22 protein-coding genes and 1 pseudogene are annotated in these 18,367 nt (G+C 35.4%); 16 read left to right on the plus strand and 7 right to left on the minus strand.

Features of this window, described 5'->3' with window-relative positions; all coding sequences use genetic code 11:
* The first annotated feature begins 3 nt into the window (after window positions 1-3).
* The 4 genes from nuoN to SKM54_RS00875 all read left to right on the plus strand — a co-directional run bounded on the left by nuoN (window position 4) and on the right by SKM54_RS00875 (window position 3,422).
* A complete protein-coding gene (gene nuoN, locus SKM54_RS00860) occupies window positions 4-1,497 on the plus strand; it encodes an NADH-quinone oxidoreductase subunit NuoN (RefSeq protein WP_154772528.1) in 1,494 nt (497 codons plus the stop codon).
* A 120-nt stretch (window positions 1,498-1,617) separates the two neighbouring features.
* Window positions 1,618-2,253 carry a uracil phosphoribosyltransferase gene (gene upp, locus SKM54_RS00865; RefSeq protein WP_171501248.1) on the plus strand — a complete coding sequence of 212 codons (636 nt, stop codon included), beginning with the start codon at window positions 1,618-1,620 and terminating at the stop codon, window positions 2,251-2,253.
* Between the two features lie 83 nt (window positions 2,254-2,336).
* Window positions 2,337-2,630, plus strand: coding sequence for a cold shock domain-containing protein (locus SKM54_RS00870; protein WP_154772529.1), 294 nt, complete (start codon window positions 2,337-2,339; stop codon window positions 2,628-2,630).
* Window positions 2,631-2,732: 102 nt separating this feature from the next.
* Window positions 2,733-3,422, plus strand: coding sequence for a cold shock domain-containing protein (locus tag SKM54_RS00875; protein WP_321093645.1), 690 nt, complete (start codon window positions 2,733-2,735; stop codon window positions 3,420-3,422).
* Window positions 3,423-3,502: 80 nt separating this feature from the next.
* Here SKM54_RS00875 and gigC read toward each other — a convergent pair whose 3' ends face one another.
* A complete protein-coding gene (gene gigC, locus SKM54_RS00880; protein WP_248101631.1) occupies window positions 3,503-4,381 on the minus strand; it encodes a LysR family transcriptional regulator in 879 nt (292 codons plus the stop codon).
* Window positions 4,382-4,465: 84 nt separating this feature from the next.
* On the opposite strand from gigC, the gene SKM54_RS00885 reads away from it, so the two are divergent.
* Window positions 4,466-5,227 carry a ferredoxin--NADP reductase gene (locus SKM54_RS00885; RefSeq protein WP_321090947.1) on the plus strand — a complete coding sequence of 254 codons (762 nt, stop codon included), beginning with the start codon at window positions 4,466-4,468 and terminating at the stop codon, window positions 5,225-5,227.
* A 158-nt stretch (window positions 5,228-5,385) separates the two neighbouring features.
* On the opposite strand, the gene SKM54_RS00890 is transcribed toward SKM54_RS00885, so the two are convergent.
* Entirely contained in the window at window positions 5,386-5,808 is a 423-nt protein-coding gene (locus SKM54_RS00890; RefSeq protein WP_154772533.1) for a hypothetical protein, read from the minus strand.
* A 228-nt stretch (window positions 5,809-6,036) separates the two neighbouring features.
* On the opposite strand from SKM54_RS00890, the gene SKM54_RS00895 reads away from it, so the two are divergent.
* A complete protein-coding gene (locus tag SKM54_RS00895; RefSeq protein WP_321090945.1) occupies window positions 6,037-6,183 on the plus strand; it encodes a hypothetical protein in 147 nt (48 codons plus the stop codon).
* A gap of 140 nt (window positions 6,184-6,323) precedes the next feature.
* A complete protein-coding gene (locus SKM54_RS00900) occupies window positions 6,324-6,464 on the plus strand; it encodes a hypothetical protein (RefSeq protein WP_154772534.1) in 141 nt (46 codons plus the stop codon).
* 7 nt (window positions 6,465-6,471) lie between these two features.
* On the opposite strand, the gene SKM54_RS00905 is transcribed toward SKM54_RS00900, so the two are convergent.
* Both SKM54_RS00905 and SKM54_RS00910 read right to left on the minus strand, forming a co-directional pair.
* Window positions 6,472-7,671 carry a BaiN/RdsA family NAD(P)/FAD-dependent oxidoreductase gene (locus SKM54_RS00905; RefSeq protein WP_321093647.1) on the minus strand — a complete coding sequence of 400 codons (1,200 nt, stop codon included), beginning with the start codon at window positions 7,669-7,671 and terminating at the stop codon, window positions 6,472-6,474.
* A gap of 60 nt (window positions 7,672-7,731) precedes the next feature.
* Window positions 7,732-8,601: a 1-aminocyclopropane-1-carboxylate deaminase/D-cysteine desulfhydrase gene (locus tag SKM54_RS00910; RefSeq protein WP_321093649.1), complete on the minus strand. Its 870-nt coding sequence runs from the start codon at window positions 8,599-8,601 to the stop codon at window positions 7,732-7,734.
* Window positions 8,602-8,760: 159 nt separating this feature from the next.
* Here SKM54_RS00910 and SKM54_RS00915 point away from each other — a divergent pair, with 159 nt between their 5' ends.
* The 5 genes from SKM54_RS00915 (at window position 8,761) to SKM54_RS00935 (ending at window position 11,453) form a co-directional block, all read left to right on the plus strand.
* Complete coding sequence (locus SKM54_RS00915) at window positions 8,761-8,943, plus strand: NF038215 family lipoprotein (protein ID WP_321090942.1); 183 nt, start codon at window positions 8,761-8,763, stop codon at window positions 8,941-8,943.
* Window positions 8,944-9,032: 89 nt separating this feature from the next.
* Window positions 9,033-9,656 (plus strand): LysE family translocator, encoded by a 624-nt coding sequence (locus tag SKM54_RS00920; RefSeq protein WP_248101617.1) that lies wholly within the window; start codon window positions 9,033-9,035, stop codon window positions 9,654-9,656.
* A gap of 87 nt (window positions 9,657-9,743) precedes the next feature.
* The gene (locus SKM54_RS00925) at window positions 9,744-10,418 is read left to right on the plus strand and encodes a CsgG/HfaB family protein (protein ID WP_407061290.1); all 675 of its coding nucleotides are present in this window, start codon (window positions 9,744-9,746) and stop codon (window positions 10,416-10,418) included.
* Window positions 10,419-10,431: 13 nt separating this feature from the next.
* The gene (locus SKM54_RS00930; RefSeq protein ID WP_321093653.1) at window positions 10,432-10,806 is read left to right on the plus strand and encodes a DUF4810 domain-containing protein; all 375 of its coding nucleotides are present in this window, start codon (window positions 10,432-10,434) and stop codon (window positions 10,804-10,806) included.
* Window positions 10,803-11,453 (plus strand): DUF799 domain-containing protein, encoded by a 651-nt coding sequence (locus tag SKM54_RS00935; protein ID WP_321093656.1) that lies wholly within the window; start codon window positions 10,803-10,805, stop codon window positions 11,451-11,453. The genes SKM54_RS00930 and SKM54_RS00935 overlap by 4 nt, the downstream gene beginning before the upstream one ends.
* A 173-nt stretch (window positions 11,454-11,626) precedes the next feature.
* On the opposite strand, the pseudogene SKM54_RS00940 reads toward SKM54_RS00935, so the two are convergent.
* Window positions 11,627-11,749 (minus strand): annotated as a pseudogene (locus SKM54_RS00940) (MBL fold metallo-hydrolase); the annotation flags it as partial.
* A gap of 148 nt (window positions 11,750-11,897) precedes the next feature.
* Here SKM54_RS00940 and SKM54_RS00945 point away from each other — a divergent pair.
* Window positions 11,898-12,866: a hypothetical protein gene (locus tag SKM54_RS00945; RefSeq protein WP_321093658.1), complete on the plus strand. Its 969-nt coding sequence runs from the start codon at window positions 11,898-11,900 to the stop codon at window positions 12,864-12,866.
* Window positions 12,867-13,023: 157 nt separating this feature from the next.
* Here the strand turns inward: SKM54_RS00945 and metG are convergent, their stop codons facing one another.
* Window positions 13,024-15,084, minus strand: a complete 2,061-nt coding sequence (gene metG, locus SKM54_RS00950; RefSeq protein ID WP_321093660.1) for a methionine--tRNA ligase — start codon at window positions 15,082-15,084, stop codon at window positions 13,024-13,026.
* 173 nt (window positions 15,085-15,257) lie between these two features.
* Between metG and SKM54_RS00955 the strand changes: the two genes are divergently transcribed.
* On the plus strand, window positions 15,258-16,055 hold the full coding sequence (locus SKM54_RS00955; RefSeq protein ID WP_321093661.1) for a hypothetical protein: 798 nt from the start codon (window positions 15,258-15,260) through the stop codon (window positions 16,053-16,055).
* 28 nt (window positions 16,056-16,083) lie between these two features.
* Here SKM54_RS00955 and SKM54_RS00960 read toward each other — a convergent pair whose 3' ends face one another.
* Entirely contained in the window at window positions 16,084-16,305 is a 222-nt protein-coding gene (locus tag SKM54_RS00960; RefSeq protein ID WP_407060919.1) for a DUF6500 family protein, read from the minus strand.
* A 152-nt stretch (window positions 16,306-16,457) separates the two neighbouring features.
* Between SKM54_RS00960 and SKM54_RS00965 the strand changes: the two genes are divergently transcribed.
* Together SKM54_RS00965 and apbC are read left to right on the plus strand one after the other, a co-directional pair.
* On the plus strand, window positions 16,458-16,844 hold the full coding sequence (locus SKM54_RS00965; protein WP_321093663.1) for a hypothetical protein: 387 nt from the start codon (window positions 16,458-16,460) through the stop codon (window positions 16,842-16,844).
* A 209-nt stretch (window positions 16,845-17,053) separates the two neighbouring features.
* Window positions 17,054-18,292 (plus strand): iron-sulfur cluster carrier protein ApbC, encoded by a 1,239-nt coding sequence (apbC, locus tag SKM54_RS00970; RefSeq protein ID WP_321093664.1) that lies wholly within the window; start codon window positions 17,054-17,056, stop codon window positions 18,290-18,292.
* Window positions 18,293-18,367 lie beyond the last annotated feature (75 nt).

Raw genomic sequence — 18,367 nt, forward strand, 5'->3', positions numbered from 1 at the left:
GTCATGAACTTCACAATGTCATTTTCTGAGCTTATGCCATTGGCTCCTGTGATGATCGTAGCGTTGACTATGATCGTCGTGATGATTCTCACTGCAATTAAACGTAATCATAATTTAATTGCAACAGCTTCAGTGGTTGGTTTAAACCTTGCTGTTGGTTTAATTTTAATCACAATGTTTGGTGGCTCATTTACGCCATCAAACGTGATGGGCATGTTTATGGTTGATCCATTTACAATGCTTTATCAGTTGTTAATTTTAATTGCAGCACTTGCTTGTTGTACTTTGTCTCATGCTTATATTGAGTCATATAAAGACAACCGCGAAGAATTGTATATTTTAATGTTGGGCTCGGTAACGGGTGCAATGTTAATGGTTGCAAGTTCTCATTATGCTTCTTTCTTCATTAGCCTTGAGTTAATGTCGATTCCTGTATATGGCTTATTGGCATATACGCATCAGCGTTCTAAATCTTTAGAAGCAGGTGTGAAGTATCTTGTACTTTCAGCAACAGCTTCTGCAATGCTATTAATGGGTATGGCATATATTTATGCGTACACAGGTTCATTATCATTCTATGATTCTGTTCAAGCATTGTTGCAAAACCTAAATCAACCGCTTGTGTTGATTGGTATGGCATTCATTATTTTTGCTGTAGCATTTAAATTGTCTCTTGCGCCATTCCATAAATGGACACCAGACGTTTATGCCGGTGCTCCAGCGCCAATCGTAACTTTCTTGGCAACAGCTGCGAAAGTTGCAACAATTGGTTTGTTTGTACGTTATTTACTTTCTTCAGGTGCAATTGCAGTTCAATCTGTAGTAACAATTTTAACTGTTATTGCTGTGTTATCTATTGTTGTAGGTAACTTACTTGCAGTTCGTCAAGTGAACTTAAAACGTATTTTAGCTTACTCTTCAATTGCTCATTTTGGTTACTTGTTAATTGGTTTAATTAGCTTAACGTTTGCAAGCCTTGGTAATGTATCTGTTTACGTGATTACGTATGTAATTACTACAATTGGTGCATTTGGTGTTGTAGCGCTTATGTCTAGCCCATATAACAATTCAGATGAAGCAGAGAGTCTTGCTGAGTACCGTGGTTTATTCTGGCGTCGTCCAGTATTAACTGCTGTATTAACAGTAATGATGCTATCACTTGCTGGTATTCCATTAACAGCAGGCTTCATTGGTAAGTTCCTTATTGTAATGGCTGCTGTTACAGCTCAACATTGGTTCCTTGCTGCAATGATTGTGTTAGGTTCAGGTATTGGCTTGTATTACTACTTACGTGTAATTATCGTAATGTACATGACACCACCAGAAAACCCACGTATTGATGCTGTAGATCATTGGGGTCAAAAAGTGGGCGGTATTATGGTGTTGTTAGCTGCTCTAGCTGTATTGGTGATTGGTATTTATCCAGATCCAATTATTAGCTTAGCTGTACAATCTGAAATTTTATCTCCGCTACATATGATGATGAGTTCACGTTAATTTAGATAAAAGATCGACGTAATTTAAAAAAGCCTCCAAATTGGGGGCTTTTTTATTTTTTCAAAAGGCAAAATACATTTATAATGGTGAAAATTTATTTACCCTTTTAGGTGTTCTCCCGTGGCTATCCATGAAATTCAACATCCATTAATTCGACATAAACTTGGTTTACTTCGTCGTGCTGAAATTAGTACTAAAAACTTCCGTGAGCTTGCTCAAGAAGTAACAATGTTACTTACTTATGAAGCGACTAAAGATTTACCAATGTGCAATCATGAAATTGATGGTTGGGCTGGTCCAGTGACAACTCAGCGTATTGCGGGTAAAAAAATTACAGTTGTGCCAATTTTACGTGCAGGTATTGGCATGTTAGATGGTTTCTTAAACCTAATTCCAAGTGCAAAAGTTTCAGTACTTGGTTTAGAGCGTGATGAAAAAACTTTAGAAGCTCGTACCTATTATAAAAAATTAGTACCAGATGTAGAAAACCGTATTGCAATGATCATTGATCCAATGCTTGCAACAGGTTCATCTTTAGTAGCAGCAATTGATGTATTGAAAGCAAGTGGCTGTAAAGATATTCGTGTTATGGTTCTTGTTGCGGCACCAGAAGGTATTAAGCGCGTAGAAGAAGCACATCCAGATGTAGTAATGTTTACAGCTTCAATTGATGATGGCTTAAACGAACAAGGTTATATTGTTCCTGGTCTTGGTGATGCAGGCGACAAAATCTTTGGTTCTGTACAAAAAGATTAATTTTAAGATGAATTAAAAAAGGGGCTTCTACAGCCTCTTTTTTATATAATGCATAGATTGGTTTTAAGAATAGGGTAATGAATATGAAAGATGAAGTTCATCAGGGTAAAATTAAACAGTACGATTCTGCTAAAGGTTTCGGCTTTATTGGTACGGCTGAAGGAGATATCTTTTTCCATATTTCAGATTTTCCTGCTGCCGAAGGCGAACCTAAGCGTAACGAGCGTGTACAATTTATTGCTGTTGAAAATGGCGATAAATTTAAAGCTGTAAAAATTGCACGTGTTGAAGATAAGTCTGCAAAAGCGAAAAAAACAAAGATCGCAACACATAATAAGTCGATTACAACATCGCTATTATCAAACTTCCGTAAATAATACTGATGTTATTTAAGTAAATTTATAAAATAATGAATTTTAAAAGAGGCGATATGCCTCTTTTTTTATTAGAATAATAAACTATAAAAATAGGGGATATTTATGTTTTCTGAGGGGAAAGTTAAGAGTTACCATCAAGATAGAGGATTTGGTTTTATTGAAATAGAAAATGATGATAGAGATTTATTTTTTCATATTAAAGATTTTCCAAATAGACAAGTTGAGCCACAAATTGGTGAATCATTAAAATTTCGTATTGCGGAAGAATTTGGTAAACGCAAAGCTGTTTATATTGTGCGTGCAGATTATAGCGATTCAGAATTAGATGCTATTGATGTGATGCATGAAGAATATCATCAATATAAATCTAGAGAGCCTAGAGAATCTAAAGGCTATTTAGGGAAAATCATTACTATAATTGGTTTAGTTATTATTGTTGTATTGGGTTACAAAGTTTACGAAAAATATCAAACTTATCAGCTTAATCAACAAACTAAAGTTGAACAGTTGAAAGAAGAGCAGCTACAAGCAACAGAAAAAATAAAAGAAGGTTTAAGTCATTTACCAGATGTTGTTCCATTACCTGAAAAAGAAGAGCGCAGAGTTCAATCTGTTTATATAGAAAGGCAAAAGGCTGTAGAAAAGAATCAGTCATTTAGTTGTGATGGTCGAACACATTGTTCACAGATGCGTTCTTATGAAGAAGCCGTATACTTTTTAAGACACTGTCCAAATGTGAAAATGGATGGCAATAATGACGGTGTGCCGTGTGAAAGACAGTTTGGGCGATAGTCTATGAATTTTTCAGTTTTAGTTATTTATTAGATAATAAAAAAGTGCCATGAAGGCACTTTTTTATTTAATTTTTTAGATTATTCGTCGCAATATTTCATAAATGCTTTTAGACCAGGGCCTTGGTATTTTTGACGATGGACGAGCATGTATAATGGTCGAGCCAATTGCCAAAATGGTGTTTCTAAAATAACAAGCTGCTCTTTTTCAAGTAAAGGCTCAATTGCAAGTTTAGAAATACAAGACATTCCCAAACCGCCTGCAACAATTTTTAAAATTGCCTCGTTATGGCCTAAGGTTAAACGAATGTTTGCATCGGGTAGGTCTTTTAAAATGGCATTGTCGAATACTTCACGTGTACCTGAACCTTCCTCACGTAAAATCCATTGCACATCTTTAAAATCATTAATCGTTAATGCACGATTTAATTTTGCTAAAGGATGATCTGGTGAGCAACATACAGCTAATTCATCATCACGCCAATGAATACATTGCAGTTGAGGTAAATGACATGAGCCTTCAATGAGCGCTAAATCAAGCTGGAATTGATTAACAGCTTCAATCATTTGACGCGTATTGCCTACTTGAAGTTGTAGGTGAGCTTGGGGCTGAACTTTTAAGAAATTCGCCATAAGATCAGGCATCAAATAATCACTAATAGTCAGTGTTGCACCCAGTCTTAAATCGATACTTTGAAGCTCGCCTTTCGCTGCTTGTTCAAAAGCATCACATCGACCTAAAATTTCGAGGGCTTGGGGAAGCAAAAAACGACCTAAGTCATTAAGTTGCAGTCGTTTACCTAAGCGGTCAAACAGAGGAGCACCTAAGCCATCTTCTAGGTCTGCTAAAGCCATACTTGCAGCACTTTGAGTGAGCTTTACTGCATCACTAGCTTTAGTGACTGTACCTTCCTGAGCGACTGCTACAAAAACAGCCAATTGGCGTAATGTCATGCGCATGGGTTGAGCCTTAACATTTAAAGTTATTCACAAATTATAATGCCATGCTAACATGAGCGCAGTCTTTCATGCCACGTACAAATCATGTCATTTGAAAAATTTAGTCTAGAAAAAGTTTTATCTGTACATCGTTGGACCAATACACTCTTTAGTTTCACCATGACACGTCCATCGCACTTTAAATTTACAGCAGGTCAATTTGCTCGTATTGGTTTAAAAGTGGGAGATGAGCTTGTTGTACGTGCATATTCAGTGGTTTCTTCACCATTTGATGAAACATTAGAGTTTTTTTCTATTGTCGTACCAGATGGCGCATTTACATCGAACTTACAGCACTTAAAAGTAGGCGATGAGCTTTATTTAGAAAAGATTCCTTATGGATACTTAACCCTTGCACGTTATCAATTACCATTGCCACAAGACTTATGGTTATTAGGTACAGGTACGGGTTTAGCACCATTTATTTCAATGCTTCAAGATTTTGAAACATGGAAAAATTATAAAAATATTAATTTGGTTTATAGCGTACGTACAGCTTCAGAACTTGCTTATGCAGATCGTATTCAAGAAATTGCTGAAACATTTGGTGAAGGGCATACAGGTTTTAGGTTCACACCAATTATTACGCGTGACCCAGAAGCGCCTTTACATGATCGTTTACCTATACTTATTGAAAATGGCGAATTAGAAAAGGCAGTTGGTTTAGAGTTTAATCCTGAAACAACGCATATTATGCTGTGTGGTAATCCTGAAATGGTTGAAGACACCAAAGAAGCGTTAAAAGCGCGCGGATTGACCATGAACCGTCGTGGTGAAGGGAATATTGCCGTTGAGAATTATTGGTAATAGTTTTGAAGCCCCTCCTTTTTAAAAGGAGGGGTTTGGGGTGGATTCTATTGGCTATATTATTCAGAATCGAATCCCTCCCAACCTCCCTTTAAGAAAGGGAGGAGTTATGGAAACAAAAAAACCTCCGAATTGGAGGTTTTTTTATTTAATATACATTAGTGAACAAACATATCCATAAACTCACGGAGTTCTTGAATTGCTGTTTCAACATCTGATGTTAACCATGTTGGCTCAAAAATTCCCATGTAATGTTCCAAACGGTCATGTGGAACAACAAGACGAATAGGACATTCTTCTTCAAGCAAGCGCCATGGAATAATAGGGACTTCGTTATCTAGAAATGCCACAATATTTCGAATGTCGATGACCATTGCATTAATACATTCTGGAAATGGCATAACAGAAAGCTCTTCTGTACGACGACGGAAATATTCCAAATCGCCCCATTTTAGAATATAAGATGGTTTATTAAACTCGATAATACCAATTAAGTGTTGGTCACGAGTGTAGTGCAATGAACATTGATGTGTGACGTCAGTGTCTAGATCAAGCGTTACACTTTGCTGACGATACGCCATATAACTCTTAAAGTGCATAAATTGGGCGCACAGTATAGCTCAAATTTAAAGGTAACAGGCACATATCTAGTTTAACTAAAAATTCTAGAAGCTTTGTGTACAAAATTTATCAAATAAAAATTGTAAAATAGATAAAAACTATGGCAGTCTAAATATCGTACAAAAAGTAAAAAATAGAAGTAAGAAGTTGATGTAAAAATTAATATTTTAAATATTCAAGGAGTGAATATGACAAACAAAAAAAACAGTAAAAATGTTGCACCTTTAGTGATCGCTGGCTTAACAGCCGGGCTTCTTGTTAGTGCATATAAGTTTGTTTTTGCAAAAAATAAGCCGAAAGCAAAGCATGACACTACACCTAAAGATTCAGAGTAACATCAAGATAATTAAAATATTGGTATATTTTGTTTATTGTAAATTATAGCAATTTAATAAAATCTTAATGTTTATGTAGTATTTTTATTGAATATATAAATTTTGACATAATAAGGAATTTTAAAATGGGGATTTTAAAAATGATGAATACAGTAATGAAAACTTTAAATACTTCAATGCCGCCTTTACATATTGCAAAAGCGGTAGAGAAAATGGATCGCACAATTGAACGTGTACAAGAGAGTAAAACTTCTTTATTTAAAACAGACTATTTAGAATAACTTTTACTTAAACATATTCCGATGCGGCATGCGCAGAAGACCATGCCCATTGGAAGTTAAAACCACCTAAATGTCCTGTCACATCTAAAATTTCACCTACAAAATACAAGCCTTTTTGTTTTTTACTTTCCATTGTTTTCGATGAAACTTCGGTTGTATCTACACCACCTAAAGTGACTTCTGCTGTTCTATAACCTTCAGTTCCTGATGGTTTAACTTCAAATGCATGTAAACGTGAAGCAATGTGCTCGAGTTTTTCATCACTAATATTTGCAATAGATATTTCTGCTTGTTCCGCCCAAATAAGTTGCTGTAATTCTGCAACTACACTTTTTGGGAAGTATTCAGAAAGCAAAGTACGTAATAAAACTTTTGGCTGACTTTGTTTTTTTGCTTTGAAGAAATCTTTTAAATCTACAGAAGGTAAAAAGTCAATTTTGAAGCTTTGACCTGCATCCCAATAATTAGAAAGTTGTAGTGAACTTGGACCGCTTAAACCACGATGCGTGAATAGTAAAGCTTCTGTAAAGCTATTTAAGTCATTTGAAAGTGTTGCTTCTACCGCATTACCACTCAGGCGAGTGGTCACTTCTTTAAATCCATCTGTGAAAGTAAATGGAACAAGTCCTGCACGAGTAGGGTAAACATGGTGACCAAATTGTTTAGCAATTTCATAACCAATTGCAGAACCGCCTAAAGTTGGAATAGATAATCCACCAGAAGCAACCACAACAGATTCTGCTTGGAAATAACCAATATTGGTTGCAACCTGAAAACCTTGATCATCTATTGCATTTACAGCTTTCACTTCACAGTTTGTTTTTATATCGACTAAACCTGTTTTGTCACATTCTGCCAAGAGCATAGACAAAATTTCTTTTGCACCATTTTGGGTGAATAATTGCCCATGTTTGCGTTCTTCATACTCAATACCATATTCGCAAACCATGCCAATAAAATCCCAATTGGTATATCGAGATAAAGCAGAAATAACAAAATGTGGATTATGAGAAATGAAGTTAGATGGCTCTACATATAGATTAGTAAAGTTACATTTACCGCCACCAGACATTAAAATTTTTTTACCTACTTTATTGGCTTTTTCAACCACCACAACTTTACGCCCACGTTGAGCCGCCATATAAGCTGTCATTAAACCAGATGCACCTGCACCTAAAACTAAGACATCATACTGATTTGTAGACATGACAAACTCACAGGAGATAAAAGCAGGGCATTATAGACAATTTTACGCTGACTTTCAGACTTATTCTGATTTAAGCCGACCTTGTAAGCCACCTGTATGAATTGCCAAAATTCTTGTAGATGGCTCAATACGCTTTTGTTGAATCATTTGGGAAAGTCCAAACAACATTTTTGCGGTATAAACCTGTTCCAATTCAATACCAAATTCTGTTTCAAAATTTTGCATAAACGCTAAAAGTTCAGGTGTGGTTTTGGCATAACCACCACAACAAAATTCATCGGTAATTTGCCAATTATTCTTTTGAGTTTTTGTTTGAACTTCTTGTGTTAAAAAATTGCCTTTTAACGCAGAAAATCCAAGTATTTTTTGATGCTCTGAACTCGCTTCAATAATGCCTGTAATCGTACCGCCTGTTCCTACAGCACAGCAAATTAAGTCAAAGTTGTGTTTGTTCGGTTCAGTTAAAATTTCCTTGCAGCCTTGAATCGCAAGATCATTGGTTCCACCTTCAGGAATAATATAATAATTCGGATATTGTTGTTTTAAGTTAGCTAAAAATTCAGATGAATCTTTTAAGCGATATTGTTCACGAGAAATGAATTTTAGTTGCATGCCAAATTCTTGTGCGGTCTTTAACGTATGATTTAAAGATTTATTTGCGAGTTCTTCACCACGAATAATTCCAACACTTTTAAAATCAAACTGGTGTGCTGCAAATGCAGTTGCAGCAATGTGATTTGAAAATGCACCGCCAAAGGTTAATACACCTGAATAGCCTAAGTTTTTTGCTTCTATAAAGTTGTATTTGAGCTTAAAGAATTTATTGCCTGAAATTGCAGGATGAACTAAATCTAAACGTTTAATAGTTATAGAAACGCCGTGCATTGAAATGTGTTGTTCAGGGATATTTTCGGCAATTTTATCAAACATAAATTTTAAATATTTTAATGTATATAAGGCTAATTTTAACGATAAATAAAATGCTAGAGGAATCTATTTGTTTTAAAGAACTTCAATATAAAAATAAAATGTTTAAATTTTAAGCGCAAATGCTATGCTAAAAGTGAGAATAAGGAAGAGGGATTTGATATGAAATATACAACCCTAGTTTTAATAACATTTGGCTTATTGAATATTGTGGCTTGTGATACGCAACAAACGGCACAGCAGCACAAAATAGAATCACGAACCATGATTATTGGTGGTGTTCCTGCACATGACAAAGACTATAAAGTTGATAAGTTAGAAAATACACAAGAAAAGCAGAAATAACCTTATGCACTTATTAAATTTTTAAAGCAAATTTCTACGTGAAAGCGTAAACTTGCACAAATTTTTTGCACATATTTCCAAGGTGTTTTGTGGAATCATTCTTAATTCTATGCTCGATTGCTTTTGCCTTAGTGTTAGGTGCGGTGAGTCCTGGTCCTGCATTTATTTATGTCGCAAAAAATTCAATTGCTGTTTCACGTAAACATGGTTTATTCACGGCTTTAGGTACAGGTACGGGTGCAGCATTATTTGGTTTATTGGCTGTATTAGGTTTACAAGCTATTTTATTGGCTGTGCCATCTGCATATTTAATTTTAAAAATATGTGGTGGTATATATTTGCTTTGGCTTGCTTATAAAATTATTCGCCATGCGAAAGAACCTATTAGTATGAATAATGATCCTGCTACAAGAATGTCATTTTCACAAGCGTATAGATCGGGTTTAGTGGTTCAATTAAGTAATCCTAAAATTGCAATTATTTTAGCCAGTGTATTTACTGCATTGTTACCAAAAGAAATTCCAACATATTACTATTTTGTTTTACCTATTCTTTGCTTCTTTATTGACGCAGGTTGGTATTCGCTTGTTGCTATGGCACTTTCGGCAGAAAAACCACGTAAAGTCTATTTAAAATTTAAGAAAATATTTGACCGTATTGCAGGTGGAGTCATGACAATTTTAGGTATAAAGCTGATTTTTGGTATGAAGTAAAATTGTGACTTAGTACACAAAATAAACAATATAAAAAAGTTTGTCCTTTAAACTACGCAAAAATTGTAGCCTTAAAGGACAAATAAGATGATTCAAAAAACATTACTTTTAACCGCTTTAGGTTGTCTATCTCTTACAGCATGTTCAACGGTTGAAACTTCAAAAACAATTCAAGCACCGCAGGTAACATCGGCAACTACTGCTGCACGTTATACGGGCGTTAAAACACCTGTTTCTATTGGTAAATTCGACAACCGTTCAAGTTATATGCGCGGTATTTTTTCAGACAATGTTGACCGTTTAGGTGGTCAAGCAAAAACAATTTTAGAAACACATTTACAGCAAACAGGTTATTTCTCTGTTTTAAACCGCGACAATTTATCTGAATTACAACAAGAAGCAGGTTATTCAAAATCTAACCAAGCCATTAAAGGCGCACGCTATGTATTAACAGGTGATGTTTCTGAATTTGGTCGTAAAGAAGTTGGTGATCATCAGTTATTTGGTATTTTAGGTCGTGGAAAAACACAAATTGCCTATGCAAAAGTGAACTTAAATGTGGTGGATGTACGCACTGCTGAAATTATTCATTCTGTACAAGGTGCAGGCCAATATGCGTTAAGTGAACGTGAAATTTTAGGCTTTGGCTCAAACGCATCTTACGATTCTACTTTAAACGGTAAAGTGCTCGATTTAGCGATACGTGAAGCCGTAAATAATCTTGTTTTAGATGTTCAATCGGGCAAATGGTCTACTCGCTAATAGGTTTTAACTGATGAAAAAAACAGTTTTAGCTCTTATTGCACTTAGCCTTGTTTTGGTTGGATGTGGCGGTGGAGAAACATCTTTGTATCGTTGGGGAGAATTTCCTCAACAAACTTATAATTATATGAGTGAAAGATCGAAAGTATCGCCTTTAGAGCAAATAGCACGTCTTGAAAAAGATATTGAAAAATCTAAAGCAGAAAATAGAGCAGTGCCACCTGGGTTGTATGGTCATTTGGGATTATTGAATTTAGATGTTCAAAATTCACAACGTGCTGCAATGTATTTTCAGCTTGAAAAACAGGTTTATCCTGAATCTACAGTGTTGATGAACCGTTTGTTACAACGTATGGGCGCTACAAATTCAAGTGGAGTGAAAAAATGAAAAAGTTTAGTTTTTTCACAAGTATTGTTTTAAGTTGCGCTTTATTTTCTAGCTATGCTGTAGCAGATCAAGTGGTAGATAGATCGGTTTATATGGCGAATGTACCTGCTTCAATTTTGGTATTGCCACCTGTAAACGAATCGCCTGATACACGTGCAACCAATAGTTTTTGGTCTACGGTAACGCCTCCACTTGCAGAAGCAGGATACTATGTTTTTCCGGTGACTGTTGTAGACACCATGCTGAAAGAAAATGGTGTGACCAATGGTTTTGACGCGCAAAATATTCCTTTGAAAAAGCTCAAAGAAATTTTTGGTGCAGATGCTGCTTTGTATTTGAAAGTGAAAAAGTATGGTTCTCAGTATAAAGTGATTGATACAACTGTGACTGTTGAGGTTGAAGCCAAGCTTGTGAGTTTAAATACAGGTGCTTTGCTTTGGCAGGGTAAAGAAAGCAGTGAGCGTAGTAATGATTCTGATACTTTAACGGGTTTGCTTGTATCTGCTTTGATTGATCAAATTTCGAATCAGGTGGGGGATGCAGGTTACGATGTGTCTAAGTCTGTAAGTTCAAAATTATTTCGTGTTGATGAGCGGAATAAAGGTTTGATGTATGGACCGAGGGCGCTTCAGCATAGTTCTAGATAATGATTCTTAACGCATGATTTTAAATTTGATGAGTTTTAAAAAATCTATGATGTGTTTAAGCATGCGCAGATGAAAATGCGATGAAAGTAATGATTGCAGTTGAATAGTTCATTTTTGATTTGCAATAAAAAGCCTCTATCTATAGGGGTTTTTTATTATTTGTTAAGTAATAAATTAAGGTTATTTGTACCATCAAGTAGGTCAGTGATTTTGGTATTGCCGATTTGATGGTGGTAGTAGCCCGCGACTTGTTTTTGTATTGGAATGGTTGTTAATTCAATTGCTTATGTAGTGATATTTTTGGTGCTTGGAGAAAGTTTGAGGAATAGAAATTTTGAGGTTTTTATGTATTTGTTATTGGTTTAAGGAGATATTTCGGTTTATCACTTGTCTTAAATGAAGTGAATAGATAAATTGTTTAAGATAATTATAAAGGATTAAAAAATGACTATTTTGCAAAACGCAATTGATTCTATTCACTTGGGGATTGATGACTATGAATTAATCGATGAAAATCCTAAAAGATTGGTTTCATGTACACGAAATCTATTCTCGGGGATCTTATTGCTATTTAAGAGTCATTTAGCGGATTTAAGTCCAATAGGCTCTAATGATTTATATATTAAAGTTAAACATAAGAAAATAATTGATAAAGATGGAAATGAAAGCTTTATCGGAGTTGGAAATAACACAATAAACTTCAAAGGTATAGTTAATAAATTTAATGAATTTGAAATAGAGGTGGAATGGGAGAGTTTAGAAAAAATACAAGAGTATAGAAACAATGTAGAGCATTATTTTAGTAACGAAAATCCTAAAGCGATACAAGCAATATTAACTCATGGTTTTAATATTATTAATGATTTTGTTCGAGCGTATTTGAATGAGGAACCATCTAAACTATTAGGACAGGATTATTGGCAAAAATTACTTGATGTCAAAAATGTTTATGATAAAGAAAAACTAGAATGCTTACACACACTGGATCAAAATACTTATTTTTCAGCAAAACAAGAAATTTTAATAAAAGATGCAGTATGTTCAAATTGTGGTTCAGATTTGTTAAAGCCTATCGAAACACAAATGTCAGCTAAATATACCAACTATGAATGTGTGGCTTGTAATGTTGAACTCTCATTCGAACAAGTAATTAATTCAGCAGTTTCAATTGATTGTGAAAGGAACTATGGTTATCACCATTATAAAGATGGTGGTTCTGATCCTTATACAGTATGTCCAGAGTGTGGTGAAGAAACGTATTCTATGGAAGAGGGGGTTTGTTTATGCTGCGAGGAAAGTGCTAACCATGAATGTGAACGATGTTCAGCTAGTTTATGTCCAGAGGAAGTTACTTGGAATGAAGGATATTGTAGTTACTGCATGCATCAGTGGGAAAAAATCCAAGAAGAATAAATATCAATTGTTACTTTTGTCGGGGCAATTGATTGAATACCGCTTTGGAGTTCAAAAGGAATTTCCCTCTCCTTTTAGGAGAGGGCTAGGGAGAGGTAATAAACCAATAGAAAAAGCCCCTACAGCGTAGAGGCTTTTTCTAATCTTAATCCAACAATTAAGACACTTTATCACCAGCTTTAGCACCAGATTCAGGTGAAATCACCCAAACACCTTCACCATTACCCGCAGCTAAAACCATACCGTTTGAAATACCAAAGCGCATTTTACGTGGTGCAAGGTTAGCAACCATCACCACCAATTTACCTTTTAAATCTTCAGGTTGGTAGAACTCACGAATACCACTGAATACGTTACGTGGCTCAACTTCACCCACATTTAACGTCAATTGAAGGAGCTTGTCAGAACCTTCAACTGTTGCAGCTTCTAAAACTTCAGCCACACGTAGGTCAACTTTCATAAAGTCTTCAATGCCAATAATTTCAGCCTCACCAACTTTAGGCTCAGGCTTTTTCTCAGCAACTTTCTTTTCTTTTTTCTTTTCAGCTTTTGGTGCTTCCGCAGGGGCAGCTAAAGAATCTTTAGAGGCATCGACCATTGCAGCCACAGCTTTAGGGTCAACACGTTGCATTAAAGGTTGGAACAATGCAATTTCATGTGTAACCAATACTTGCTTACGAGATTCGAAGTTGAAGCTGTCTAACTGTAAGAACGCTTGAACTTGATCTGCCAATGTTGGAAGTACAGGTGCAAGGTAAACCGCTAATTGACGGAACAGGTTAATACCTACAGAACACACATCATGAACTTGTTGTTCTTCACCTTCAATTTTCGCAAGTGCCCAAGGCTTTTTCTCATCAATATATTGGTTGGCTTTGTCAGCAAGACCCATAATTTCACGAATAGCAGCCGAGAATTCACGATCTTCATATGCTTTCGCAATTGAATCACCCGCATCAATAAAGCTTTGAACCAACTCAGGTTCTGCACAAGTCGCAGAAAGTTTGTTATCAAATTTCGTGTTGATGAATTTCGCACAACGACTTGCGATGTTCACCACTTTACCAACCAAGTCAGAATTCACTTTTTGAACGAAATCATCAAGGTTTAAGTCAGAATCTTCAACCTTGTCAGAAAGTTTAGAGGCGAAGTAGTAACGTAAATATTCAGGGTTTAAATGCTCTAAATACGTTTCAGCTTTAATAAACGTACCACGAGATTTAGACATTTTTTGACCATTTACAGTCAAGAAACCATTTACGAATAAGCCTGTTGGCGTACGGTAGTTTGCACCTTCAAGCATTGCAGGCCAGAACAAAGCGTGGAAATAAACAATATCTTTACCAATGAAGTGATACACCTCATTTTTAGAATCTTTTTTCCAATAATCGTCAAAGCTTAATTCAGGACGTTTAGTTTTAATGTAGTTTTCAAAACTAGACATATAACCAATTGGCGCATCTACCCAAACGTAGAAATATTTGTTTGGCGCATCTGGAATTTCAAAACCAAAATATGGCGCATCACGTGAAATATCCCAATCGTTTAAGCCATTTTCGAACCATTCATCTAACTTGTTCGCAATTGAAACAGGTAAACGACCTTCATCACGTGTCCATTTTTGCAAGTATTCTGCAAAGTTTGGAAGTTTAAAGAAGTAATGATCTGAAGATTTTTCTACAGGTGCTGCACCGCTTAAAGTTGATTTTGGATTGAGTAGTTCAGTTGCGTTATATGTTGTACCGCAAACTTCGCATGAATCGCCGTATTGATCTTCCGCTTTACATTTTGGGCATGTGCCTTTAATGAAGCGATCTGACAAGAACATGCCTTTTTCAGGGTCGAATAACTGAGAAACAGGACGCACAGCAATATTGCCTGCTTCACGGTTTTTAATATAAATTTCTTCAGAGCGAGTTTTGTTTTCATCGCTATTTGTAGAGTCATAATGGTCAAAATGAACACCAAAGCCATCAAAATCACGCATATGTTCTTTTTGAACATTGGCAATTTGCGCTTCTGGTGAAATGCCATTTGCTTCAGCACGTAGCATAATTGCTGTACCGTGAGCATCATCCGCACATACATAAGTCACGTTATGACCCATTGCACGCATGGCACGAACCCAAATATCTGCTTGGATATAACCGAGTAAGTGACCCATATGGATTGGACCATTGGCGTAAGGAAGGGCGTTAGTAACTAAAATATTACGCACGGATATAACTCTCTCATTCGTATTTTATGCAATGGGCGTAATTTTACATGAGATATTGCATATATGCACAAAGGTTTCAGTGAAATCTTTTCATAAAGTAAATATTTATATATTGCAAAGGCAATAACAGCGATAATAGCCTATTAAAGTAATGCCCTAAGAGTGATATACCCATGATCGATGATGATTTTGATTTCGACCAACCTGTAACGCGTATTCCGCAAAATGAACAGCGAAACAAACAGTTGGGTAGTCAGATTTTAAAAGAGGCAGAACAATATTTAGAAGCTATTTCAGCAGATGAACATGCTTTTCTGATTCAGACTTTAAATGGCTTAGTGGAAAATGAAGAATATTTTAATGTTTTGGCAGAACAACTCGATCAGCCTTTAGGTGAAAAAGTTGCCAATGATGCTTTAAATTTATTGTACTTTTGGCGTGAAAACCAAAACTTTGAAAATGCAGCCGAATTTAAATTATTAGATGTAATTAATGGCGAACATTTTCAAACTGAAATGTTAAAAGCATTTGATGCGCTTGAAATTGGAGAAACTAAAGCACAGCGTAGACTGGTAATTTTAGAAGCATTAAAGCTGTATAAACTTGGTTTTTACGCAGGATGCATTCCTGTTTTATATTCACAATTGGAAGGTATTTTAACGGAAGTACTTTTGCAAACAGGTTTCTTAAAGCAAAACGGTACAAAGTTTGTCGATGTCTACAAAATTGTACCCGGCTTAAAAGGTAATGAAATTAAAAGCTTGTGGCATAAGTCTAAAATTGCATGCGAGTTAAACCGTTATTTTGCTGAAATTAATGCCTATAAAATGGATAGCAGTTCTGTAGTAACAGCAACGCGCCATAATATTTTACACGGTACGGATGTAGAACATTTTAACCAAGAACGAAGCTTTATTTTGTTTATTTGGTTGTTCTCTGCTGTAAGTTTTATGAGCACAGTTCGCGCTTAAAAAATTATGCCAATTTAAATAAAGCAGTTTATGTTTCTTGTGAAATAAGCTGCTTTATTTTTATCGCTTTTTCAAAATGATCAAGCTGATGTGTTTGAATCCACCATGTTGCAACGTACATTAAAGTTTCAGGATCATCATTTTTATTGGCAAAAAAAGCATAAAAAGATAAGCCGACATTTTCTCCCTTCTTTTCTATTTTCTCATTACAGATTTTAATAATTTTCTCTTTTAATAATTGATTCAACATGTTAATTCGTGTTCTTGAAAAATATGAATTGCTTTTACTATACGAAATTTTATGTATTTAGTTTGTTACGTTTTCATAAATTTGAATGTTTTTCACAGATTTATCTGTATAAATAATGATTAAACCAATTTAATAACAACGAGGGTAATGTGATGTCGAATACAAATAATTTAGATGATTTAAAGAATAAAGCGGCTGAACTTGGTGAAGATGTAAAACTGAAAGCGAAAGAAGTTCAGCTAGAAGGCGAAAAGCTTGTAGATGATGTTAAGCATTCTGCAAAGGAAGCAAAACTTGAAGGCGAAAAGGCATTAAATGATTTGAAAAATAATGCCAATGAACATCAAGGCGATTTGAAAGATAAGTTAGATCATTTAAAAACTGAAGCAAGTCAAAAACTTGATGAAGCGAAGTTAAAAGCGCAAGAGTTAAAACATGATGCTTCCGAAAAATTTGATGATTTAAAAGTTCAAGCAACTGAAAAATTAGATGAGCTTCAGAAAAAAGCATCAGATATTTTAAATAAGTTTAAAGGCTAATTCTTCTTAATATTCAAATGTTATAAAGTAAAAGCGCCAAGCATTTGCATACTTGGCGCTTTTTAAATTGTATAGACAACATAATAGAACTAATAAAACCAACTAATTTGGTAAGAATTTAATAAACAGTGGTGAACTTTGCTTAACCTTCGACTAAATAATGGTTAAACTATGGCATTCTGCTGTATATCCAGACTTGGAGTAATTGTATGTCGTGGCTTTCTTCACTTAAATCTGTCTTTTCACCTGCAAAAGGGGTGAATGAAGAAGAAATCCAAAATGTGCTTCAAAATTATGTTTTACCAAATTCGACAAATTTATTAAAAGATCGAATTACTCAGGTCAATGTAGAAGGAAATATCCTACAAATTTCTATAAATACTGTACCTGCTGAAGCCGACGATTTACAAAAAATTCATGATGATTTAGCGGATGCTTTGGAAAAATGTGGCATTACAGAATTGAACATGCACGTTATTCAGCAAAAAACAGGTGGTTGTGGTCATGACCACAAAGAAGGTGAAAGCTGTTCTACACCAAAAGCTGAAACGGCAAAATCTAACTTACCACCTGTTGTTGATGCATCTGGTTCTACAAAAGCAGAAGAAGATCCAAATAATCCACCTATTCAAAAAGCTGCACCGCAACAACGTGATGTGCCAAAACATCCACGTATTCAAAACGTGATTTTGGTGTCTTCGGGTAAAGGCGGTGTGGGTAAATCTACAACAACTGTAAACCTTGCGCTTGCACTACAAAAACTAGGCTTAAAAGTTGGTGTGTTAGATGCCGATATTTACGGTCCAAGTATTCCTACAATGTTAGGAAATGCAGGTCGTACACCCATGATTGAAGCTGAACAATTTGTTCCAATTGAAGCGTATGGCATGGCGGTACTTTCAATTGGGCATTTAACAGGGGATAACAACACTCCTGTCGCATGGCGTGGGCCTAAAGCAACAGGCGCACTTATGCAGTTGTTTAATCAAACATTATGGCCAGATTTAGATGTACTTGTGATTGATATGCCACCAGGTACAGGCGATATTCAATTAACATTGGCACAGCGTATTCCTGTTACAGGCGCAGTTATTGTAACGACTCCGCAAAACGTAGCATTGCTAGATGCTACAAAAGGAATTGAGTTGTTCAATCGTGTTCAAATTCCTGTGATGGGCGTTATTGAAAATATGTCGACACATATTTGCTCGAGCTGTGGTCATGAAGAACAAATTTTTGGTACAGGTGGTGGCGACAAACTTTCTGAGCAATATCAAATTCCATTACTTGGTCGTTTACCTTTAAATGCATCTATTCGTGAAAATGCAGATGCAGGTAAACCTTCTGTTATTGCAGGTGATGCCGCGGCAGAAAACTATATGGAAATTGCGAAAAAGATTGCAGAGAAACTACCAAAAGTAGAAAAAGATCAAAGCCGTATTTTTTAAGATTTATACTCATAAAAAGCTCATCTGATGATGGGCTTTTTTATTGCTGAAAAATTATGTGATTTATTCATAATC

The organism is Acinetobacter faecalis (genome assembly GCF_034187745.1).
GTDB classification, from domain to species: domain Bacteria; phylum Pseudomonadota; class Gammaproteobacteria; order Pseudomonadales; family Moraxellaceae; genus Acinetobacter; species Acinetobacter faecalis.